Source organism: Xenorhabdus lircayensis (assembly GCF_016306625.1).
GTDB lineage: Bacteria > Pseudomonadota > Gammaproteobacteria > Enterobacterales > Enterobacteriaceae > Xenorhabdus > Xenorhabdus lircayensis.
In genome coordinates, this window is sequence record NZ_JACOII010000016.1 from 1,119 (window position 1) to 21,033 (window position 19,915).

Consider the following 19,915-nt stretch of genomic DNA (forward strand, 5'->3'; position numbering starts at 1 on the left):
CAGATGAATGTTCATGGTTGCAAGCATGATCGGGTTTGGATAAGAAATCAAGCATCTTCAAGGGAGATTGGTATAGATAGCTATTTTGAGGATGTATAATTATCAACAATTATAGCTGTTTTGAATTGCATTCCATCATCGGTTGTATTGATTGCAAACAGCGGGAAATGAAAAGTGGCGGAGAGAACAGGATTCGAACCTACGGTACGCATTCTGCACATGCTAGACGTTTAAAGCATCTAGTTGGCTTAAGCCGCTTTTTTGCATATGCTAGACGTTGGAAGCATCTAGTTAGCTTAGGCTGCTCATCCTGCATACTCTAGACGTTTGAAGCATCTAGTTGGTTTAGGCCGCTTATCCTGCATGCGCTAGACGTTTAAAGCATCTAGTTGGCTTTAAGCTGCTTACCCTGCATATTCTAGACGTTTAAAGCATCTAGTTAGTTTAGGCTGCTCGCTTATCTCTCCGCCGACATCAAATTTAAAAAAAGTGGGGTTTTTATTCAAGCTGATTTATTGAGTTATGGACTATTGATCACAACTTAAGTTTATTGATTATTTCAAATTATTAAAAGGAGTCAAATATCACATCAATTAAGAAGTAATTATGTTTATTTAATAAGTTTTTTCCATTATTAAAGCCATTTTATTATTAAATTTTATATGAAGATGAATATAAAATGTTAAAGTGAACTTCGATAAAAATATTATCAAATATTGGTACTGGTGTTTTATTTCTGTTTCAGAGTATTGGACCAGTTAAAATTGAATAATAAAATTTCATTAAGGTAATATTTTAAATTTTATAATGATAGTGTCAACGTTTATGGCACGTATATTGGAGGGAGAATTTAATCAAGGGATGTTTGCCTGATAAGCTTTATTTTTTCTATAATGGGTGGTGGTTTCTTTATCTGTTTCCTGAAAATAGAAGTGCCGAAGTTTGTCCATCAAATAAACTATAGAACTTATCGGCTTCTGATGGTGAATTTGTTGTTCACGGCGGTTTGGGTTATATACGGACGCCGCTATCCGCAACGTCCGTTATATTTTCAACTTACTGAGGCCACTTCATTTCGCCTTTCAATACTTTGGCACTCAGCTCCAGGCTGGATTCGTCAGCGAGGTCTGGATAGTGCTTCTTCATGGCTGAAATCAGCGCATCGGAATCTTTTGCTTTAGGTAATTCTTTTTCCAATGTGGTTAGATAATTCTGCGTGAAAGTCACTGAATCCAACGTCATTGATGGATTTCCCAGATAGTGGCCTGGCACAACAGTTGCGGGTTTCAGGTTTTTGATGCGATCCAGTGTTTGTTCCCAGTGTTGGCGTGATTCTTTGGTCTGGGTATCCGCAATCCATACATGAATATTGTCAGAAACAGTAACGCCACCGACAACCGCTTTCAGTTTAGGGATCCAGACAAAAGTGCGATCTGCGGCTGGGCCATCCAAACCTTCGACAATCAGTTTTTCGCCATCAACAGTGAAGGAATTTCCTTTCAGTGGTTCTGGTACGATGATCTTTTTAGGTGCCTGATCTGCCAGAATTCCACCCCAATAGGTCAGTTTGCCATCTTTGGTTTCGTTGATCGCTTTGATGGTTTCTGGTGATGCGATGACTTTGGCTTCAGGGAAAGCTTCAGTGATCACATCAAGGCCAAAGTAAAAGTCAGGATCGGACTGGCTGATATAGATCGTTGTCAGTTTTTTACCTGTCTGTTGGATCATTTTTATCAGTTCTTGTGCATCGCTTTTCTTAAACTGGGCATCGATCAGAACAACTTCATGATCGCCGCTGATGACCTCAGAAGAAACTGGGAAAATGCCTTTTTCACCCGGATTGTAGATATCCAACTTGAGATCGGCTGCTTGAGCCAGTGATGCCATTCCCAAAGAGAGGGTCGCCGCCAGAGCGATATTTAATGTTGTTTTGCGAGTCATCATAGAATTCCTATATCAAAATGCGTATTTGCTTTAATGGCATATATAATAGGTTGCATATTTCGATTTAAAAACCACATAATCAGCAACTATTTGTTGCATATATCGAACTAATTAGAGCGGGGAATGAGTCGGCTGAAATGGATAGAGTCACAGCAGCACAAGTATTTGTTACGATTGTTGAGCAGGGAAGTCTAATTGCGGCAGCAGAACGCTTGGATATGTCGAGAGCGATGGTGTCACGGTATTTGGCTGAGATGGAAAAATGGGCGGGAGTTCGCTTATTGCATCGCACGACACGTAAGATCAGCTTAACTTCGGCAGGTGAGAGTGCTTACCAACGTAGCCTTAAGCTGATGGAATTAGCAGAAGCAATGCCTGTACAGCAATCCTTGGAAGCACAAACCTTGAGGGGGTTGTTGCGCGTCAGCTGTTCTCAATCGTTGGGTATCAGTGCGCTGTCAGTCGCCATTCCTGAATTTATGCGGATGTACCCACAGATTTCGGTCAATCTGCAAATTAATAATAAAGCCATCAATTTGATTGAGGAACGCATTGATTTAGCGCTCCGTATTACCAATAATCTGGAACCGAATCTGATCGCTCGCCCATTATCGACTTGCCATTCCGTTGTTTGTGCGGCTCCTTCTTATTTAGCCGGAAAATCTAGCCCCCAAAACCCTGCGGATTTGACGCCACATAATTGTCTGACTTATAACTTTTTTGGCAAAAGTTTATGGCTGTTTGAAAAACAGCATGAGCAGTATTCAGTCCCGGTCAGTGGTACGTTAAGTGCCAATGAATCGACTGTGTTAATGGAAGCGGCTTTGCAGGGTGCCGGAATAGCGATGCAGCCTTACTATTCTGTTTCTTCCTATTTGATGTCTGGGCAGTTGGTTGAGTTATTACCTGATTATCAACCTCAGGCAATGGGTATCTATGGTATTTATGCCAGCCGCCAGAATATGCCTACGACTCTGCGGGCGCTGTTGGATTTTCTGGTGCATTGGTTTGCCACGTCACCTCATTGGCAGCAATTAACGTTGAAAGGCTGACGCTAATTTTGCAGGAAATAGGGCAGCCTGTTGTTTTAAATGGGTAATGAAAATTTCAACTGGCTCTGAAGATGGCCGATGTATGGGTTTGATTAAACTCACGGTGAATGGAATGTCGATACTGAATGGCCGAATGCAGATCCCTCCATTGTTATCCAAATAATCCAGTGCGGTTAATGGGTTTACGATCGACATCCCAATGCCTTCTTTGATCATGGCACAAATTGAGGCTGCGCTGTGAGTTTCCATCACCATCTTGCGATTGACATGATGCTCGGTAAATATTGTATCAATGAGGTGTCTGTAACTGTCTGTGATCGACAAGCTGATAAAATTCTGCCCGTGAAAATCTTCTGGCGTCAGTTGTGATTTTTGACAGAGTGGGTGGTTAATGGGTAAGACACAAACTTCATTTAAGGTTAGCAAAGTTTCTTGCTCAGTACCTGCTGGGGTCTGTAAATGTTCGGTCAGGCCGATATCGTGGCGCTGTGCTGAGAGCCATTCCTCTAATAGGGGAGATTCTTGTGGAATGATGGTCAATTTTGCTTCAGGGTAGCATTGGATAAAGCTGCAACAGGCTTTTGGCAGCAGAGATTGAGAGAACATGGGTAGGCAGGCTATGGACAATTGTGCCTGTTCAAATTGGCGGATACTGTCAGCCGCATTGATTATCCTTTCCAGCCCATAATAAGAGCGCTGTACCTCTTCGAATAACCGTAGTCCCTGTGCAGTGGGAAATAGGCGTCCTTTGATTCGATCAAACAATTTGAATTTCAATAATTGTTCAAGGCGTGCGAGTTCACGGCTGACTGTTGGCTGGGAAGTTTTCAATAATACGGCCGCATCAGTCAGATTTTTAGTGGTCATTACTGCGTGAAAAATTTCAATGTGTCGCCATGAACAGGAATGCATATGTTTGTCTCTGTAATATGGGGCTCTTTTGCAAATAGTTCTTTCACGATAGATAAAACGTGAGTCGTCAGATTATGAAAACATAATGGTTGTAAAATAGACAAAGCAATATCATGAATGAATAGACTATAGCTAAATAGATATTTTTTTCCTACTTTATTATTGTCAATAATGAAGCATCTGCTGATTCTGTGAGGCACTTCTAATGACAATATCAACTTTTACTGACGACCTGAGTGAACATTTTACCCCTGAGAATCTACTCCGATTGCCTGTTCAGTATGGAACTCCGTTGTGGCTTTATGATGGTGATAGCATCATCAAACAAACCAAAAAATTAAAACAGTTCGATGCTATCCGGTTCGCTCAGAAAGCGTGTTCCAATACCCATATCCTGCGTTTGATGAGAGAGCAGGGAGTGAAAGTAGATGCGGTGTCACTGGGAGAAATCGAGCGGGCACTTTATGCCGGTTTTCAGCCTGGGCGCGATAAATCAGAAATTGTATTCACTGCGGATGTGATTGATGAGGCAACATTGAAGCGTGTTATTGAGCTGGATATTCCGGTCAATGCAGGCTCTATTGATATGCTGGAGCAGATTGGTGGACGTCAGCCTGCTCATCCGGTCTGGTTGCGCATCAATCCTGGTTTTGGACATGGGCATAGTCAAAAGACCAATACTGGCGGTGAAAATAGCAAACACGGGATTTGGTTCCAGGATCTTCCTCTGGCGATTGAAAAAATCCACCAGCATGGCTTGAAATTGGTGGGATTGCATATGCACATCGGCTCAGGTGTTGATTATCAACATCTTGCTAATGTATGTAATGCTATGGTGGAACAAGTCATTTTGTGTGGAGAGGATCTACAGGCCATTTCAGCAGGAGGCGGATTATCAATCCCCTATAAAATGGGAGAGGAAGCAGTAGACACTGAGCATTATTACAGTTTGTGGCATGAAGCTCGTCAGCGTATAGAGCAGCATTTGGGGCATCATGTTGAGCTGGAAATTGAACCTGGCCGTTTTCTGGTTGCTGAGTCAGGTATCTTGATGGCGGAAGTGCGAGCGGTAAAATCTATGGGCAGCCGTCATTATGTGCTGGTGGATGCTGGTTTCAATGATTTGATGCGTCCGGCGATGTACGGCAGTTATCACCATATTTCAGTGTTGCCTGTGAATCACTGTGATAATGATACGAATTTGCAGGAAACGGGATTACAAGAAACTATAGTCGCAGGGCCGTTATGCGAGTCTGGTGATGTTTTTACCCAGTTGGAAGGAGGGACGGTTGTGCTGCGCATGTTGCCTCGGGTCCGTGTCGGAGATTATCTGATTTTCCACGATACTGGCGCTTATGGTGCATCTATGTCTTCGAATTATAATAGCCGTCCTTTGATCCCTGAAATTCTGTTCACTGGGGGAGAAGTTCGTTTGATTCGGCGTCGCCAGACAATAGAAGAATTGTTATCGCTGGAATCGCTTTAAAATAAAATACGGGGCACTTTATTGTTCCCCGTATTTAGCTTACTCATATTTTCTGGTCAACATCATGCTGCCTTAGTTTGATGCTGACTTTCAGACTTTTTTGCTGGATTGGACACAGCAAATGCGTCCGGCTCAAACTCATCGACATTAATTGAACGCAGTCGGCTAATTTCAGCACGTTTCAGGATATCAGCTTCTTCCTGAGTGATCTTATGCTCTGCCAATGCTTGTTCAGCTAATTTATCCAGACGAGTGAAGCTCAGGTTTTTACCTGCTTCGCGGCTCAAGCGAGCATGGATTGGCTCTGCGGCGATGATATCGTGCAACGCTTCTTCCAGTAACCCGTGAGGGTTGTATTCGCTTGGGGTCAGATATTGTCCACGCCCGATCCGGCTGCGAGTAGCGGAAGGGGTTTGTAATATCTGAGCCAGTTTGTGATCCAGTTTATCGGATGGCGCAGTATGTGAACGACCCAATGGGAAGACGATCACTCGCATTAAACCAGCAACCAAACGGTTAGGGAAATTGCGCAGTAAATCGTTTATGGCTTGCTCTGCTTGATGCAGGCTATCTTCTACCGCCCATTGTACCAATGGCAAATCTTCTGTCTGGCGGCCTTCGTCTTCATAGCGTTTCAGGGTAGCGGAAGCCAAGAAGATTTGACTCAGGATATCTCCCAGACGAGCTGAAATACGTTCACGGCGTTTCAGGCTACCCCCTAATACACCCATTGAAACGTCAGAAAGCAGGGCAAGGTTGGCACTTAAGCGATTGATGTGTTGGTAGTAACGGCGAGTTGCGTCATTGACTGGTGAGTTGCTGGTTCTACCTTTGGTAATACCAAGCCACAGGCTGCGCAGGGTGTGGCTGGCAACATGGCCCAAGTGACCAAACAGGGCTTTATCAAAGGCTTTCACATCGTTACTTTCTGCTGAGGCTATTTCAGCCAGTACATAAGGATGGCAGCGGATTGCACCTTGACCGAAGATGATCATGCTACGAGTCAGGATATTCGCACCTTCTACGGTAATGGCAATGGGTGAGCCTTGATAGCTGCGGGCAAGGAAGTTGGATGGCCCAAGACAGATACCTTTACCGCCAGCGATATCCATTGCATCAATGATGGAGCGCTGCGCTCTATGAGTACAGTGGTATTTCACGATAGCAGACAGAACCGCTGGTTTTTCGCCTTGCATGATACCGCTGGTAATCATGGTCGCAGCCGCATCCATCAGATAAGAGTTACCTGCGATACGTGCCAACGGTTCTTCGATGCCTTCCATTTTACCGATCGGCAGTTTGAACTGACGGCGAATATAGGAGTAAGCACCAATCCCCATCGCCGCACTTTTTAATCCACCTGTCGCATTGGATGGCAGGGTAATGCCACGGCCAACAGACAGACATTCAACTAGCATACGCCAGCCTTGGCCTGCCATTTTCGGCCCACCAATGATGTAATCGATAGGAACGAAAATATCCTTACCACGGGTTGGGCCATTCTGGAATGGAATGTTCAGTGGGAAATGGCGATGACCAATTTCAACCCCTGAGGTATTGGTTGGGATCAAAGCACAGGTAATGCCCAGAGATTCAGTATTACCCAGCAGATGATCAGGATCGTACAATTTGAATGCCAATCCCAGAACGGTAGCGATAGGAGCAAGAGTAATGTAACGCTTATTCCAGTTCAGGCGCATACCAAGAACTTGCTCGCCTTGCCATTCGCCCATGCAGACAACGCCTGTATCAGGAATAGCTCCGGCATCTGAGCCAGCTTCAGGGCTGGTCAAGGCAAAGCAAGGAATTTCTTCGCCACGGGCAAGGCCAGGCAGGTAATGTTTTTTCTGTTCATCAGTACCGTAGTGTTGCAATAATTCACCCGGGCCCAAGGAGTTAGGCACACCGACAGTAATCGCCAGAATACCCGATACGCCTGCCAGTTTTTGTAATACCTGAGATTGCGCATAAGCAGAAAATTCCAGACCACCGTATTCTTTCTTGATGATCATAGCGAAGAAGCGATTTTCTTTCAGGTAAGTCCAAAGTTCTGGAGGTAAGTCAGCCAATTCATGGCTGATTTGGAAATCATTTGCCATACGGCAGGCTTCTTCCACCGGACCATCAATAAATTCCTGTTCTTCAGCGGTTAACTGTGGTTTTGGATAATTATGCAGTTTTTGCCAGTCAGGATTACCACGGAACAGATCGCCTTCCCACCATGTTGTTCCTGCATCAATGGCTTCTTTTTCTGTTGTGGACATGCTTGGCATGACTTTACGGAAGGCTTTTAAGCCCGGCGCAGAGAATAAAGAGATACGCGTTGGTGTAAAGACAAGAGGAAATAGGACAATGGCTAGTGGTAACAGCAACCAGTAGCTCCAAATGCCAGTTATGCCCATGACTAACGTATAGGCAACAAGCAGTAGGCTACTGATAGTCAGGCTGACTTTGTGGTAACAAAGCCCGCCAATCAAGACTAAAAACAAAATAATGGTGAGAGCGGTCATAGTAAAACTCCTGTAAATCTCAGGTTGACTTGTCAGAGGTCTGACCTGTTGTGGTGTCCTTCTTTTTAGATGAGGAAAACGTATTTATCAATGTATTTACATCTTAATTACAATCTAGCTCACAAAGTCACTTAAGTTTTGTGCGCGATAATTTCACCGAGGTGTGATGACATCTTCTTTCAGAGGGGCGAATCCGTTACACTGGGCGGCAGAATTTATTAATCCCGAAGACCTTTCAGGAGTATGAGTCCCATGTATCAAGATCTGATCCGCAGTGAATTATCCGAAGCCGCAGACACACTGGCTAAATTCCTCAATGAAGATGCAAATATTGATGCCATTCAAAAAGCCGCTGTTCTGCTGGCTGATTCATTCAAGGCAGGAGGGAAAGTGCTTTCCTGCGGTAATGGTGGCTCGCATTGTGATGCCATGCATTTTGCGGAAGAACTGACAGGCCGTTACCGCGAAAACCGTCCGGGATATCCGGCTATCGCGATTTCCGATCCTAGCCATTTATCCTGCGTGAGCAATGATTTTGGTTATGATTATGTATTTTCCCGCTATGTTGAAGCAGTTGGTCAGAAAGGTGATGTGTTGCTGGGCATTTCGACTTCAGGGAATTCTGGTAATATCATTAAGGCGGTTGAAGCTGCTCGTGCCAAGGGCATGAAAATCATTACGCTTACCGGCAAGGATGGCGGTAAAATGGCAGGAACGGCAGATGTTGAAGTCCGAGTACCGCATTTTGGTTATGCGGATCGCATTCAGGAAATTCATATTAAAGTGATTCATATCTTGATTCAATTGATTGAAAAAGAAATGGTAAAAGCCTGATTGCTGTCCGTTAGGAATAGGCGTTAGGAGTAGGCGTTAGGGGTAGGTAATGTGTGAATTACTTGGTATGAGTGCCAATGTGCCAACAGATATCGTTTTCAGTCTGAGTGGACTAATTCAGCGTGGTGGGTATAGCGGCCCTCACAAGGATGGTTGGGGGATTACCTTTTATGAAGGATTGGGGTACAGGACTTTTAAAGATCACCAATCCAGTTATTATTCACCTGTGGCTCAATTCGTGCAGGGCTGCCCGATCAAATCAGAAGTGATTGTGGCTCATATCCGTCAGGCAAACCGAGGTAATGTTTCTCTGGCAAATACCCATCCATTTACCCGTGAACTATGGGGAAAATATTGGACTTATGCCCACAATGGGCAATTGAAGGGGTATCGTAGCCTGAGAACGGGGAGTTACCGTCCGGTCGGTGAGACAGACAGTGAATGGGCATTTTGCTGGATATTGAATCAATTATCCCTGAAATATTCTAAGCGTCCTTCCAACTGGTCTGCGGTATTTAAGTTTATTGCATCTCTGGCCGACGAGCTGAGGAAGAAAGGCGTTTTCAATATGCTGTTGTCGGATGGGCAGTTTGTCATGGCCTATTGTTCGACTCAATTGCATTGGATCACTCGTCGCGCTCCTTTCGGCAGAGCTAAATTACTTGATCAAGATGTTGAAATTGATTTTCATCAGCATACCCGGCCAGAGGATGTAGTATCAGTGATTGCCACTCAACCTTTAACCGGAAATGAAACTTGGCATCGTATTGAATCAGGTGATTATGCGCTATTTCATTTTGGTGAAAAAATAGTTTGATTCAGTATTCCAAAATGATGATGGATTTTCAGGTTTAGCATTAACAACATATTGCCCGCCTATTACGCTGACAGTGGCCGGTATACCATTCTTGGCGAAATACTCATAGGCGGGCTGTAATTGTTTCCAAAACAAGTAATTGTCGTTATTTTTATGCCGCTTCATATTTTGTAGCGTCATCTTGAAGGGATAAATATTGATCTTGATTTCATGTTGTCCATAATAAAGTGCACTCTCCGCGTACCGATATATTTCATCCATATAGCGATTGGTCATGGCGTAACAGCCAATGGATTTACATTCACCATGAATCATTAAATTATTGCCAGAATAACCTTTGGATTTATCAAATTCATTGGGAAAGCCTAGATTAATGGCTCGATGATAGCGGCTATGTGGCTTTAACTGTTTAAGGCTAACATGATAAAACCCTTCGGGGCTTTTGAAATCGCCGATCAGTGTTTTGGGACCAAGCCCACCAGAGTAATTACAGATTGGGTAGCTTTGGATTAATTGATAACGACCAGCGCTGTCTTTTGTATAAAGTTCAAGAAGTTTTTCTTCTTTAAATATTTGAATGAAAATCTCGGTGCCAATGCGTTTCAATGCTTGTCTTTCGGTCAATAGCTTAGGCCACGATAAAGTGCCTTGTGTGGTGGCGGGTTGAGGTATGGAAGGCGGTTTTATGGGAAATTGTGTTATGGAAAATTGTGTTATGGAAGATGATGCCATAATAGCTTGTGCCATGGCAGAAAGGGGTACATGCAATAGCAATAGGCCCACCGAAAGATAAGAAACCGTTTTTTTCATAACATGACCGTGTAAAAGGTAACAAATTGATGAAATATCGAGGTTAGGATTGCAATACTTTGGCGAAATGTTGAGTAAAAGATAGCAGTGATACCCAGCCTCTGTGAAGTTACTTTTTGGTTAAAAATTACTCCGCTGTAGGGAAAAGTGAGGGTAACATTCGTCTTTCCCGAGTAGTTGACGGTTCAGCAGATAAATTATTCCTATTTGCTTGAGCTAAGTCACTCGATTAATCAGACAGCCTGTGGGGGGAGATGTTAGAATTACCGCCGGCGAAAATTAAGAGAAAATTGTAACGATTATCGGAGTGAATAACTTGAGACATATGTCGCTCAAGGTGTTTTTTATTACTGAAGTCGCTACGTTACCCCAAGAGAATACTGCAGGGTAATTTGTAGCATATGATTTAACTGATAAACTTGTGCAAATCTTATGATTAAAATTAAAAAAGGACTCAACCTCCCGATAGCAGGAGCGCCTGCCCAAGTTATAGAAGATGGTCCGACGATTCGCCATGTCGCTTTATTGGGCGAAGAATATGTCGGAATGCGTCCTTCTATGCTGGTTAAGGAAGGTGAGCATGTTAAAAAAGGGCAAATTCTTTTTGAAGATAAGAAGAATCCAGGGGTTGTTTTCACTAGTCCCGCAAGCGGGAAAGTTGTAACCATTGGGCGTGGTGAACGTCGTGTTCTGCAATCTGTTGTGATTGAAATAAGTGGTGATGAGAAAGTGTCGTTTGATCGTTATGATCGGGCGGAACTTGCTAGTGTGAGCCGTGAACAAGTAGAAAAAAATCTGCTTGCATCGGGGTTGTGGACAGCATTGCGTACGCGACCTTTCAGCCGTTCTCCTGTTCCCGGTTCCACACCAAAGGCAATCTTCGTCACGGCAATGGATACTCAACCATTGGCTGCTGACCCATTGGTCGTTATCGCGACACAGGAAGAGGCTTTTGTTGATGGCCTGAATATTCTGTCAAAATTGACAGATGGAAAAGTCCACGTCTGTCATGGCGCTGGAAATATTCCACCCGCAGGAAATAACGCCCAAATCACATATAACCAATTTGTTGGCTCACATCCAGCAGGTCTGGTTGGTACCCATATCCATTTCATTGAGCCTGTCAGCGCCCAAAAAACTGTATGGCATCTGGGCTATCAGGATGTCATTGCGATCGGTAAGCTATTTACTACTGGTGAGCTTTACACTGATCGCGTGGTATCTCTGGCGGGGCCGCAGGTTAAATCACCACGTTTGGTGCGCACCCAATTGGGCGCTGATTTGCTGGAGTTGACGCAAGATCAGTTAAAAGAGGGTGAAAACCGCATTGTTTCTGGTTCTGTACTGTGTGGTACAAAATCAGATGACGTTTGTCATTATCTTGGTCGTTTCCATACTTTGGTTTCTGTTCTTGCTGAAGGTCGAGAAAAAGAGCTGTTCGGTTGGATTGCACCAGGGGCTGATAAGTTCTCCATTACCCGTACCACTATTGGTCACTTCCTAAAAAATAAGCGCTTTGCTTTCTCAACCACGACAAATGGTGGAGAACGCTCCATGGTGCCAATTGGCAATTACGAGCGTGTGATGCCATTGGATATTATGGCAACGCACCTGCTGCGCGATTTGCTTGCAGGCGATACCGACGGTTCTCAGTCATTGGGTTGTCTGGAGCTGGATGAGGAAGATTTGGCACTGTGTACCTATGTTTGCCCCGGCAAATATGAGTATGGTCCGGTACTGCGTGATGTACTGACTAAGATTGAGCTGGAAGGGTAATTCATGGGCCTGAAAAATTTATTTGAAAAAGTAGAACACCACTTTGAGGCCGGTGGCAAACTGGAAAAGTATTATCCTCTCTATGAGGCAGTGAGCACCGTTTTCTACACTCCGGGTACAGTGACAAAAGGGCGTGCCCACGTCCGTGATGCCATCGATCTCAAACGAATGATGATTCTGGTATGGCTATCTGTTTTTCCGGCAATGTTCTGGGGAATGTACAACGTCGGTAATCAGTCGATTCCAGCCCTGGCCCATTTATACAGCGGAGAGGCCTTACAGCAGGTTCTGGCTTCTGATTGGCATTACGTACTTGCCCAGTATATTGGTGCATCATTGACACCAGATGCAGGCTGGGCCAGCAAGATGTTGCTGGGGGCGACTTATTTTCTGCCAATTTATGCCGTTGTTTTTGTGGTTGGTGGTTTCTGGGAAGTCCTGTTTGCCATTATCCGTAAACACGAAATCAACGAAGGCTTCTTTGTCAGTTCCGTTCTGTTTGCACTGATTGTTCCGCCAACACTGCCATTGTGGCAGGCTGCTGTGGGGATTACTTTCGGGGTCGTGGTTGCGAAAGAAATCTTCGGTGGTACTGGTCGTAACTTCCTTAACCCAGCACTGGCTGGTCGTGCTTTCCTGTTCTTTGCTTATCCAGCTCAGATTTCAGGTGATTTGGTTTGGACCGCGGCTGACGGTTTCTCTGGTGCGACCCCTCTGTCTCAGTGGGCAACCGCGGGTAGCCACGGCTTGGTAAATACTATCACTGGGCAGCCAGTTACATGGATGGACGCTTTTATTGGTAACATTCCTGGCTCAATTGGTGAAGTATCCACTCTGATGATTTTCATCGGTGGTGCCATCATTCTGTTTGCCCGCATCGCTTCATGGCGCATTGTTGCTGGTGTGATGATCGGTATGATTGCGGTGTCTTCCCTGTTTAACGTGATTGGTTCCAGCACTAACCCAATGTTCGCTATGGAGTGGTACTGGCATATGGTTCTGGGTGGCTTCGCTTTCGGTATGATCTTTATGGCTACTGACCCGGTGTCCGCTGCATTTACGGATAAAGGGAAATGGGCATACGGCATTCTGATTGGTGCCATGTGTATTCTGATCAGGGTGGTAAACCCAGCTTACCCAGAAGGGATGATGTTGGCGATTCTGTTCGCTAACCTGTTCGCGCCACTATTCGATTATCTGGTCGTGCAAGCCAATATTAAGCGGAGAAAAGCCCGTGGCTAATGAGAAACCGAAAAATAATGACAGTATCGGCAGGACATTCCTTGTTGTCTTTGTGCTGTGCCTTGTCTGTTCGATTGTGGTTGCAGGGTCTGCCGTAGGTTTGAAAGCGCAGCAGCAGGAACAGAAACTGCTGGATAAGCAGCGTAATATTTTGGATGTGGCAGGTTTGCTGAAACCCAACATGACGACTGCGGAAATCAATGAAACCTATATCAGCCGCATTCAGCCTGAATTGCTTGATTTGAAAACGGCAATGCTGGAAAAAAGCAAGGGTAATTTTGACCTGAATAATGCGCTTCGCAGTGATGAAACCAGCATCGCTTTGTCACCAGAGCAGGATCTGGCGAAAATCCGCCGCCGGGCCAATATGGCAGAAATCTATCTGGTCAAGGATGAAAACGGCAAAACCACGGAACTGGTTCTGCCGATATACGGCTCAGGTCTGTGGTCAGTGATGTATGCCTTCATTTCCATTGATGTAGATGGCGTAACATCTCGCGGCATTACTTACTACTCTCATGGTGAAACCCCAGGCTTGGGGGGGGAAGTTGATAACCCACAATGGCGCAAACAGTGGGTAGGCAAGAAACTCTATAACCCGCAAGGTGCCCCAGCGCTTAAAGTCGTTCGTGGCGGAGCTGGTGACAACCCTTATGGTGTAGATGGCCTATCCGGAGCGACCCTGACTTCCAACGGTGTTCAGCATATGTTTGATTTCTGGCTGGGTGATAACGGTTTTGGCCCATTCCTGAAAAAAGTACGTGAGGGAGCCTTGAAAGATGGCTGATAGTAAAGAGATAAAACGCGTCCTTCTTGGGCCGCTGTTTGATAATAACCCAATTGCATTGCAGGTTTTGGGGGTTTGTTCAGCGCTGGCTGTTACCACCAAACTGGAAACTGCGCTGGTTATGACCCTTGCTGTAACACTGGTAACAGCATTTTCTAACTTTTTCATTTCATTGATTCGCAACTACATTCCTGGCAGCGTGCGCATCATTGTGCAGATGGCGATCATTGCCTCGCTGGTTATCGTGGTAGACCAGATTTTGCGGGCTTATGCCTACGAAATTTCCAAACAGTTATCGGTGTTTGTTGGTCTGATCATCACGAACTGTATTGTAATGGGACGTGCAGAAGCCTACGCCATGAAGTCACCGCCAGTTGAAAGTTTCATGGATGGTATCGGTAATGGTTTGGGCTATGGCGTCATTCTATTGCTGGTTGGTTTCTTGCGTGAGCTGTTTGGTTCAGGGAAATTGTTCGGTATTACGGTGCTGGAATCTGTCAAAAATGGCGGCTGGTACCAGCCAAATGGTCTGTTCCTGCTGGCGCCGAGTGCATTCTTCATTATTGGTATGCTGATTTGGGGTCTGCGGACTCTGAAACCTGCGCAGGTTGAGAAGGAGTAACAAACAAAATGGAACATTATATTAGTTTGTTTGTCCGCGCAGTTTTTATCGAGAATATGGCGTTATCTTTCTTTCTCGGTATGTGTACGTTTCTGGCGGTATCAAAGAACGTGAAGACGGCTTTTGGCCTGGGTATTGCTGTAACTGTCGTGTTGGGAATTTCCGTTCCTGCCAATAATCTTGTCTACAATCTGGTACTCCGTGATGGCGCCTTGATGGATGGGGTTGACTTAAGCTTCCTGAACTTCATTACCTTTATCGGGGTGATTGCTGCACTGGTACAGATCTTGGAAATGATCTTAGACCGTTATGTTCCGGCACTTTACAACGCGCTGGGGATTTTCCTGCCGTTGATTACGGTGAACTGTGCAATTTTCGGTGGCGTTTCTTTCATGGCACAGCGTGACTATAACTTCAGTGAATCCATCGTATACGGTTTCGGTTCAGGCATGGGCTGGATGCTGGCGATTGTGCTGATGGCTGCCATCCGTGAAAAAATGAAATATGCGGATGTTCCGGCAGGTCTAAAAGGGTTGGGGATCACCTTTGTCACTACCGGTTTGATGGCATTGGGCTTTATGTCCTTCTCCGGTGTGCAGCTCTAAAGGCGAGAAGAATTCATGGATATAATCATTCTAGGCGTAGTAATGTTTACCCTGATTGTGTTGGTGCTGACGGCAATGATTTTGTTCGCAAAATCTAAGTTAGTAAACACAGGGGATATTAAAGTTGAAGTCAATGGCGATGAAGATAAAAGTTTCTCTGCTCCCGCCGGTGACAAATTGTTGAACATGCTTTCCAATCAGGGAATCTTCGTTTCCTCTGCTTGTGGTGGCGGTGGCTCTTGTGGTCAGTGCCGTGTGAAAATCAAAGACGGTGGCGGTGATATCCTGCCAACTGAGCTTTCCCACATTAATAAGCGTGAAGCAAAAGAAGGCTGCCGTTTGGCATGTCAGGTCAACGTTAAACAAGACCTGAAAATCGAATTGCCAGAAGAAATCTTTGGCGTTAAGAAGTGGGAATGTGAAGTTATCTCCAACGATAACAAAGCAACTTTCATTAAAGAATTGAAGCTAAAAATTCCTGATGGGGAAGTGGTGCCATTCCGTGCAGGTGGTTACATTCAGATTGAATGCCCTCCACACGTTGCCCGTTATTCTGACTATGACGTACCAGGGGAATACCGTGAAGATTGGGATAAATTCAATCTGTTCCGTTATGTCTCTGAAGTCAATGAACCGACTGTTCGTGCGTACTCAATGGCAAACTATCCGGACGAGCGTGGCATCATCATGCTGAACGTGCGTATTGCAACGCCACCACCAAGAAACCCAGATGTTGTGCCGGGTATCATGTCCTCTTACATTTGGTCGTTAAAAGCGGGTGATAAGGTGACAATTTCTGGCCCATTCGGTGAATTTTTCGCGAAAGACACTGATGCAGAAATGATCTTCATTGGTGGTGGTGCAGGTATGGCACCAATGCGTTCTCACATCTTCGATCAGCTCAAACGTTTAAGCTCTAAACGTAAGATCACCTTCTGGTACGGTGCACGTTCTAAGCGTGAAATGTTCTATACCGAAGATTTTGACCAACTGGCCGCGGAAAACGAGAACTTCACATGGCATGTCGCACTCTCTGATGCTTTGCCGGCAGATAATTGGGATGGTTACACAGGCTTTATTCATAATGTTCTGTATGAGAACTACCTGAAAGATCATCCAGCACCAGAAGACTGTGAATTCTATATGTGTGGGCCTCCGGTTATGAACGCTGCGGTGATTAAGATGTTGAAAGATCTCGGCGTAGAAGATGAAAACATCATGCTGGATGATTTCGGCGGCTGATGGGTATAGTAATATTTTGATTTAACGACAAGCGCCCACATACAGTGGGCGCTGACGATTCAGAAAGAGCCAAAATGAGTCAGAAAGAGTAAGTTATGATGAGTAAAAAAATTATCAATTGGGGGGTATTGTTGTTGGCGGTTGTACTGCTGGCTGCATGTGGTGGCCCCGAACAGCAAAACCTGAATGGGCAGACGATGGGGACTTATTACTCCGTTAAATATGTTGCTGATTCATCTGCACCAACTCCAGAAAACCTGCAAAAAGAGATTGATCGGCTGCTGGAAGAAGTGAACGACCAGATGTCCACTTACCGGCCAAATTCTGAATTGAGTCGTTTTAATCAAAGCCGTGAAGTGAATAAACCTTTTCCGGTATCTGCCGCTACGGCGAAAGTCGTCAAGGAAGCGATCCGAATCAATAAGCTGACAGAAGGGGAACTGGATATCACTGTTGGCCCATTGGTGAATTTGTGGGGATTCGGGCCGGAAGGGCGAATTACTAAAGCGCCGACGGATGAAGAGTTAACCACTCGCCGTGCTTGGACGGGTATCGATAACTTGTCTGTTGAAGGCAATAATCTGATTAAATCCATCCCTGAACTTTATGTTGACCTCTCTTCCATTGCCAAAGGTTATGGTGTTGATGTTGTCGCAGAGTATCTGGAATCGCGCAACATCAAAAATTACATGGTTGATATTGGCGGTGAAGTTCGCACATTGGGTAACAATGGCAAAGGAAATCCGTGGCGGATAGCGATTGAAAAACCATCGGATACTGGCTTGGCACAGAGTGCTCAGGAGATCATTGAGCCGGGCAATATGTCTGTGGCAACGTCGGGTGATTACCGCAATTATTTCGAACAAAATGGTGTACGTTATTCTCATACTATTAACCCTAAGACAGGCAAGCCGATCAGTCATAATTTGGTTTCCATTACGGTGATAGCACCGACGTGCATGAGTGCGGATGGTTTCTCTACAGGGCTGGATGTATTGGGACCGGAGAAAGGAATGGAAGTCGCTGAGAAGCTGAATATTCCTGTCTTTATGATTGTAAAAACGAAAGATGGTTTTGAAGAGCGTTATAGTACAGCCTTTAAGCCATTCTTACAGAAGAAATAAGAGAGAAAGAAGTTATGGAAGTCTTTATTGCTACCTTTATCTTTTTCCTGTTGGCTTTTGTGGGAATGGCACTGGGTTACATCTTTAAGCGCAAGAGCATTCAGGGAAGCTGTGGCGGTTTAGGCAGCATTGGTGTTGAAAAAGTGTGTGATTGCCCTGAACCCTGTGATGCCCGTAAAAAGCGTGAGGCAAGGGAAGCAGCTCGTCTTGCCCAGCTGGCGAAAAATCGCATTCTGTAATAACAGGTCTGTTATTAAAAAATTAGTAATCAGTTGAGAAATAGTATTTGAGTATAACCCGTTGTTAGAAAAAGCAGCGGGTTTTTACAGAACGAGAAAACATACAGACATTAGGGCTAACGCATAGTTTGAAATTGTGCGTTGACTTCGGCTGCCAGTGTCGGTTGATTATATCTTTCACTGCCAACAAATAATCCTCTGATTTTTCTAGGATAATATCGTTTCATACTGTTATGCATGAAAAAGAGACATGGCTAAATTAACGGGAAATTGCTACATTCGCTTTGATATGTTTAAGGTGAACTACAATCGTAAAGGTAACAACCACTAATAATGACCATGCCCCCCATTTTCCTGCATGAACAACAGACCAAGCGCCTAATTGATGTGGGTATTGCCAGATCCCAAAGAAAGTCCCGAAGTTTTCCGCCAGCCAAATAAAAAAGCCAATCAGTATAAAAGCAAGTAATAGTGGCATTCTGCATTCTTTATCCAACGGCGTATAAAAAACAGTACCACGTGCATACAAACCGAAAATAAAAGCAGTTAAGTACCAGCGATAATCATCAATATAATGATGACTAAAGAAGTTGATATAAATTGCCAGTGCCACCAGTGTTGCCATCCAATACGGTGGGTAATGCTCAATACGTACCTTAAAAAAGCGCCATGACTGTATAATGTAGCTCCCCACGGCCGCATACATAAAACCTGTAAATAGTGGTACTCCCCAAAGTTTAGTAAACGCGGCATCAGGATATTGCCATGAACTAATCGATGCTGATGTTTTAAATAACTCCATTATGAAACCGACTAAGTGGAAGACGCCGATCGCTTTCAATTCATCCCATGTTTCGAGTTTTGACCATATCAGTAATGCTTGAAAGGCCACTGCAAATACTAATAGCACATCATAACGCGGTATGCCTACGATGCCTTTTGCCGGCACCAAAAATAAAGCCAAAAAAAAGAAACCAGCAAATAAGCACGAGCGTGCATTAATCAATCCAAAGAAAAGAAATTCTAAAATAAATCGCTTAATACCCGTGCTGTTATTAGGCTTATGAGCCATTAATAAGTTATCAACTTTACGCAGAACATTCAGTTTCTGGCACATACTTTCCATTTACTTAACCTGTTGGTATTATTTTCTGTCAACTCACTACGATAATGTTTATTTCACGCTGCGAATTCTAGCAGGATTTGAATAACCATTCACCAGCACCCCTCCGGTAAAAGGCCAGCTCTTGGCTGAAAAATAGTCTTTGTAAGGTGATCTGCTGTTGGAACATTGATTTATTACAGGAGAGAAAGAAGAGAGCACTTCTTATGAGCTTGCTGTAAGTAGCTTTTTACCGAACTCATTGAAACATCAAGGTCTTCCGCCACATCTTTATAGCGCATCCCTTGCAGTTGTGTCAGCAAAAATGCCTGTCGGGCTTTTGTCGGAAGCTCATCGAGAGTTTTATCTATCCTGTCTAACTGTTCTAACAGCAAAAACTGATATTCAGAAGAATTTGATGAAATTTTAGGCACTGTACGGACATATTCCAGATAACCGTCCTCAAGTTTTTTCCTGCGGTAGTGATTAGCGATGGTTCTTCGGGCTATCGTCATCAAAAAGGCTTTTGGCTGGCGGATATCTGCAAGATCCGAAGACTGCATCAGTTTGATAAAGATTTCATGGGTGAGATCTTCAGCATGGTTCGGAAAGGCACTGTTTTGTCTGACCCAGCAGCATAACCAACGGTGGTGGTCGAAATAGAGTTTATGGGCGATTTCATTGTGCCCAAATGTGCTTTTTTGCACCGCCATGATGATATTACCTAAATGAGGTAGGATAAATACGATAATGATTATTATTTGTATTTAGTGGAGGGAAGTCAATGTAGCATTTTAGGCTTAACCCCCTT

Annotated in this window: 18 protein-coding genes; 12 read left to right on the forward strand and 6 right to left on the reverse strand. The window is 44.5% G+C overall.

All coding sequences use genetic code 11. The features are described 5' to 3' along the window. Positions 1-1,056: 1,056 nt before the first annotated feature. Complete coding sequence (locus tag H8A87_RS02200; RefSeq protein ID WP_198688423.1) at positions 1,057-1,941, reverse strand: MBL fold metallo-hydrolase; 885 nt, start codon at positions 1,939-1,941, stop codon at positions 1,057-1,059. A gap of 140 nt (positions 1,942-2,081) precedes the next feature. On the opposite strand from H8A87_RS02200, the gene H8A87_RS02205 reads away from it, so the two are divergent. Beyond that, a complete protein-coding gene (locus H8A87_RS02205; protein WP_198688379.1) occupies positions 2,082-2,996 on the forward strand; it encodes a LysR family transcriptional regulator in 915 nt (304 codons plus the stop codon). On the opposite strand, the gene H8A87_RS02210 is transcribed toward H8A87_RS02205, so the two are convergent. Further along, on the reverse strand, positions 2,979-3,908 hold the full coding sequence (locus tag H8A87_RS02210) for a LysR family transcriptional regulator (RefSeq protein ID WP_198688380.1): 930 nt from the start codon (positions 3,906-3,908) through the stop codon (positions 2,979-2,981). The two genes, H8A87_RS02205 and H8A87_RS02210, sit on opposite strands and share 18 nt — an antisense overlap. A gap of 205 nt (positions 3,909-4,113) precedes the next feature. On the opposite strand from H8A87_RS02210, the gene lysA reads away from it, so the two are divergent. Next, positions 4,114-5,394 (forward strand): diaminopimelate decarboxylase, encoded by a 1,281-nt coding sequence (lysA, locus tag H8A87_RS02215; protein ID WP_198688381.1) that lies wholly within the window; start codon positions 4,114-4,116, stop codon positions 5,392-5,394. 62 nt (positions 5,395-5,456) lie between these two features. On the opposite strand, the gene fadE is transcribed toward lysA, so the two are convergent. Then, positions 5,457-7,904: an acyl-CoA dehydrogenase FadE gene (fadE, locus tag H8A87_RS02220; protein WP_198688382.1), complete on the reverse strand. Its 2,448-nt coding sequence runs from the start codon at positions 7,902-7,904 to the stop codon at positions 5,457-5,459. Positions 7,905-8,156: 252 nt separating this feature from the next. On the opposite strand from fadE, the gene lpcA reads away from it, so the two are divergent. Both lpcA and H8A87_RS02230 read left to right on the forward strand, forming a co-directional pair. Continuing rightward, the gene (gene lpcA / locus H8A87_RS02225) at positions 8,157-8,738 is read left to right on the forward strand and encodes a D-sedoheptulose 7-phosphate isomerase (RefSeq protein ID WP_198688383.1); all 582 of its coding nucleotides are present in this window, start codon (positions 8,157-8,159) and stop codon (positions 8,736-8,738) included. A gap of 49 nt (positions 8,739-8,787) precedes the next feature. After that, positions 8,788-9,555, forward strand: coding sequence for a class II glutamine amidotransferase (locus H8A87_RS02230; RefSeq protein ID WP_198688384.1), 768 nt, complete (start codon positions 8,788-8,790; stop codon positions 9,553-9,555). Here the strand turns inward: H8A87_RS02230 and H8A87_RS02235 are convergent. After that, positions 9,526-10,365, reverse strand: a complete 840-nt coding sequence (locus H8A87_RS02235; RefSeq protein WP_232370034.1) for a L,D-transpeptidase family protein — start codon at positions 10,363-10,365, stop codon at positions 9,526-9,528. The two genes, H8A87_RS02230 and H8A87_RS02235, sit on opposite strands and share 30 nt — an antisense overlap. Positions 10,366-10,797: 432 nt before the next feature. Between H8A87_RS02235 and H8A87_RS02240 the strand changes: the two genes are divergently transcribed. The 8 genes from H8A87_RS02240 to nqrM all read left to right on the forward strand — a co-directional run bounded on the left by H8A87_RS02240 (position 10,798) and on the right by nqrM (position 18,002). Further along, positions 10,798-12,141, forward strand: coding sequence for a Na(+)-translocating NADH-quinone reductase subunit A (locus H8A87_RS02240; protein WP_198688385.1), 1,344 nt, complete (start codon positions 10,798-10,800; stop codon positions 12,139-12,141). A 3-nt stretch (positions 12,142-12,144) separates the two neighbouring features. Next, complete coding sequence (locus tag H8A87_RS02245; protein WP_198688386.1) at positions 12,145-13,383, forward strand: NADH:ubiquinone reductase (Na(+)-transporting) subunit B; 1,239 nt, start codon at positions 12,145-12,147, stop codon at positions 13,381-13,383. Further along, entirely contained in the window at positions 13,376-14,170 is a 795-nt protein-coding gene (locus H8A87_RS02250) for a Na(+)-translocating NADH-quinone reductase subunit C (RefSeq protein ID WP_198688387.1), read from the forward strand. The genes H8A87_RS02245 and H8A87_RS02250 overlap by 8 nt, the downstream gene beginning before the upstream one ends. Beyond that, complete coding sequence (locus tag H8A87_RS02255; RefSeq protein ID WP_198688388.1) at positions 14,163-14,792, forward strand: NADH:ubiquinone reductase (Na(+)-transporting) subunit D; 630 nt, start codon at positions 14,163-14,165, stop codon at positions 14,790-14,792. The genes H8A87_RS02250 and H8A87_RS02255 overlap by 8 nt, the downstream gene beginning before the upstream one ends. A gap of 8 nt (positions 14,793-14,800) precedes the next feature. Further along, a complete protein-coding gene (gene nqrE / locus H8A87_RS02260) occupies positions 14,801-15,397 on the forward strand; it encodes an NADH:ubiquinone reductase (Na(+)-transporting) subunit E (RefSeq protein ID WP_198688389.1) in 597 nt (198 codons plus the stop codon). Between the two features lie 15 nt (positions 15,398-15,412). Next, positions 15,413-16,639, forward strand: a complete 1,227-nt coding sequence (nqrF, locus tag H8A87_RS02265) for an NADH:ubiquinone reductase (Na(+)-transporting) subunit F (RefSeq protein WP_198688390.1) — start codon at positions 15,413-15,415, stop codon at positions 16,637-16,639. A gap of 95 nt (positions 16,640-16,734) precedes the next feature. Beyond that, the gene (locus H8A87_RS02270; RefSeq protein WP_198688391.1) at positions 16,735-17,763 is read left to right on the forward strand and encodes an FAD:protein FMN transferase; all 1,029 of its coding nucleotides are present in this window, start codon (positions 16,735-16,737) and stop codon (positions 17,761-17,763) included. A gap of 14 nt (positions 17,764-17,777) precedes the next feature. After that, positions 17,778-18,002 carry a (Na+)-NQR maturation NqrM gene (gene nqrM, locus H8A87_RS02275; RefSeq protein WP_198688392.1) on the forward strand — a complete coding sequence of 75 codons (225 nt, stop codon included), beginning with the start codon at positions 17,778-17,780 and terminating at the stop codon, positions 18,000-18,002. Positions 18,003-18,261: 259 nt separating this feature from the next. Here the strand turns inward: nqrM and H8A87_RS02280 are convergent, their stop codons facing one another. Both H8A87_RS02280 and H8A87_RS02285 read right to left on the reverse strand, forming a co-directional pair. Continuing rightward, positions 18,262-19,128, reverse strand: coding sequence for a DUF817 domain-containing protein (locus H8A87_RS02280; RefSeq protein WP_198688393.1), 867 nt, complete (start codon positions 19,126-19,128; stop codon positions 18,262-18,264). A 173-nt stretch (positions 19,129-19,301) separates the two neighbouring features. Further along, on the reverse strand, positions 19,302-19,817 hold the full coding sequence (locus H8A87_RS02285) for a sigma-70 family RNA polymerase sigma factor (RefSeq protein WP_198688394.1): 516 nt from the start codon (positions 19,815-19,817) through the stop codon (positions 19,302-19,304). Positions 19,818-19,915 lie beyond the last annotated feature (98 nt).

What these genes read in the sequence shown, in the direction of transcription:
- H8A87_RS02200 (WP_198688423.1), bottom strand. Translation starts at nt 1,941, where the DNA reads ATGACTCGCAAAACAACATTAAATATCGCTCTGGCGGCGACCCTCTCT.
- H8A87_RS02205 (WP_198688379.1), top strand. Translation starts at nt 2,082, where the DNA reads ATGGATAGAGTCACAGCAGCACAAGTATTTGTTACGATTGTTGAGCAG.
- H8A87_RS02210 (WP_198688380.1), bottom strand. Translation starts at nt 3,908, where the DNA reads ATGCATTCCTGTTCATGGCGACACATTGAAATTTTTCACGCAGTAATG.
- lysA (WP_198688381.1), top strand. Translation starts at nt 4,114, where the DNA reads ATGACAATATCAACTTTTACTGACGACCTGAGTGAACATTTTACCCCT.
- fadE (WP_198688382.1), bottom strand. Translation starts at nt 7,904, where the DNA reads ATGACCGCTCTCACCATTATTTTGTTTTTAGTCTTGATTGGCGGGCTT.
- lpcA (WP_198688383.1), top strand. Translation starts at nt 8,157, where the DNA reads ATGTATCAAGATCTGATCCGCAGTGAATTATCCGAAGCCGCAGACACA.
- H8A87_RS02230 (WP_198688384.1), top strand. Translation starts at nt 8,788, where the DNA reads ATGTGTGAATTACTTGGTATGAGTGCCAATGTGCCAACAGATATCGTT.
- H8A87_RS02235 (WP_232370034.1), bottom strand. Translation starts at nt 10,365, where the DNA reads ATGAAAAAAACGGTTTCTTATCTTTCGGTGGGCCTATTGCTATTGCAT.
- H8A87_RS02240 (WP_198688385.1), top strand. Translation starts at nt 10,798, where the DNA reads ATGATTAAAATTAAAAAAGGACTCAACCTCCCGATAGCAGGAGCGCCT.
- H8A87_RS02245 (WP_198688386.1), top strand. Translation starts at nt 12,145, where the DNA reads ATGGGCCTGAAAAATTTATTTGAAAAAGTAGAACACCACTTTGAGGCC.
- H8A87_RS02255 (WP_198688388.1), top strand. Translation starts at nt 14,163, where the DNA reads ATGGCTGATAGTAAAGAGATAAAACGCGTCCTTCTTGGGCCGCTGTTT.
- nqrE (WP_198688389.1), top strand. Translation starts at nt 14,801, where the DNA reads ATGGAACATTATATTAGTTTGTTTGTCCGCGCAGTTTTTATCGAGAAT.
- nqrF (WP_198688390.1), top strand. Translation starts at nt 15,413, where the DNA reads ATGGATATAATCATTCTAGGCGTAGTAATGTTTACCCTGATTGTGTTG.
- H8A87_RS02270 (WP_198688391.1), top strand. Translation starts at nt 16,735, where the DNA reads ATGATGAGTAAAAAAATTATCAATTGGGGGGTATTGTTGTTGGCGGTT.
- nqrM (WP_198688392.1), top strand. Translation starts at nt 17,778, where the DNA reads ATGGAAGTCTTTATTGCTACCTTTATCTTTTTCCTGTTGGCTTTTGTG.
- H8A87_RS02280 (WP_198688393.1), bottom strand. Translation starts at nt 19,128, where the DNA reads ATGGAAAGTATGTGCCAGAAACTGAATGTTCTGCGTAAAGTTGATAAC.
- H8A87_RS02285 (WP_198688394.1), bottom strand. Translation starts at nt 19,817, where the DNA reads ATGGCGGTGCAAAAAAGCACATTTGGGCACAATGAAATCGCCCATAAA.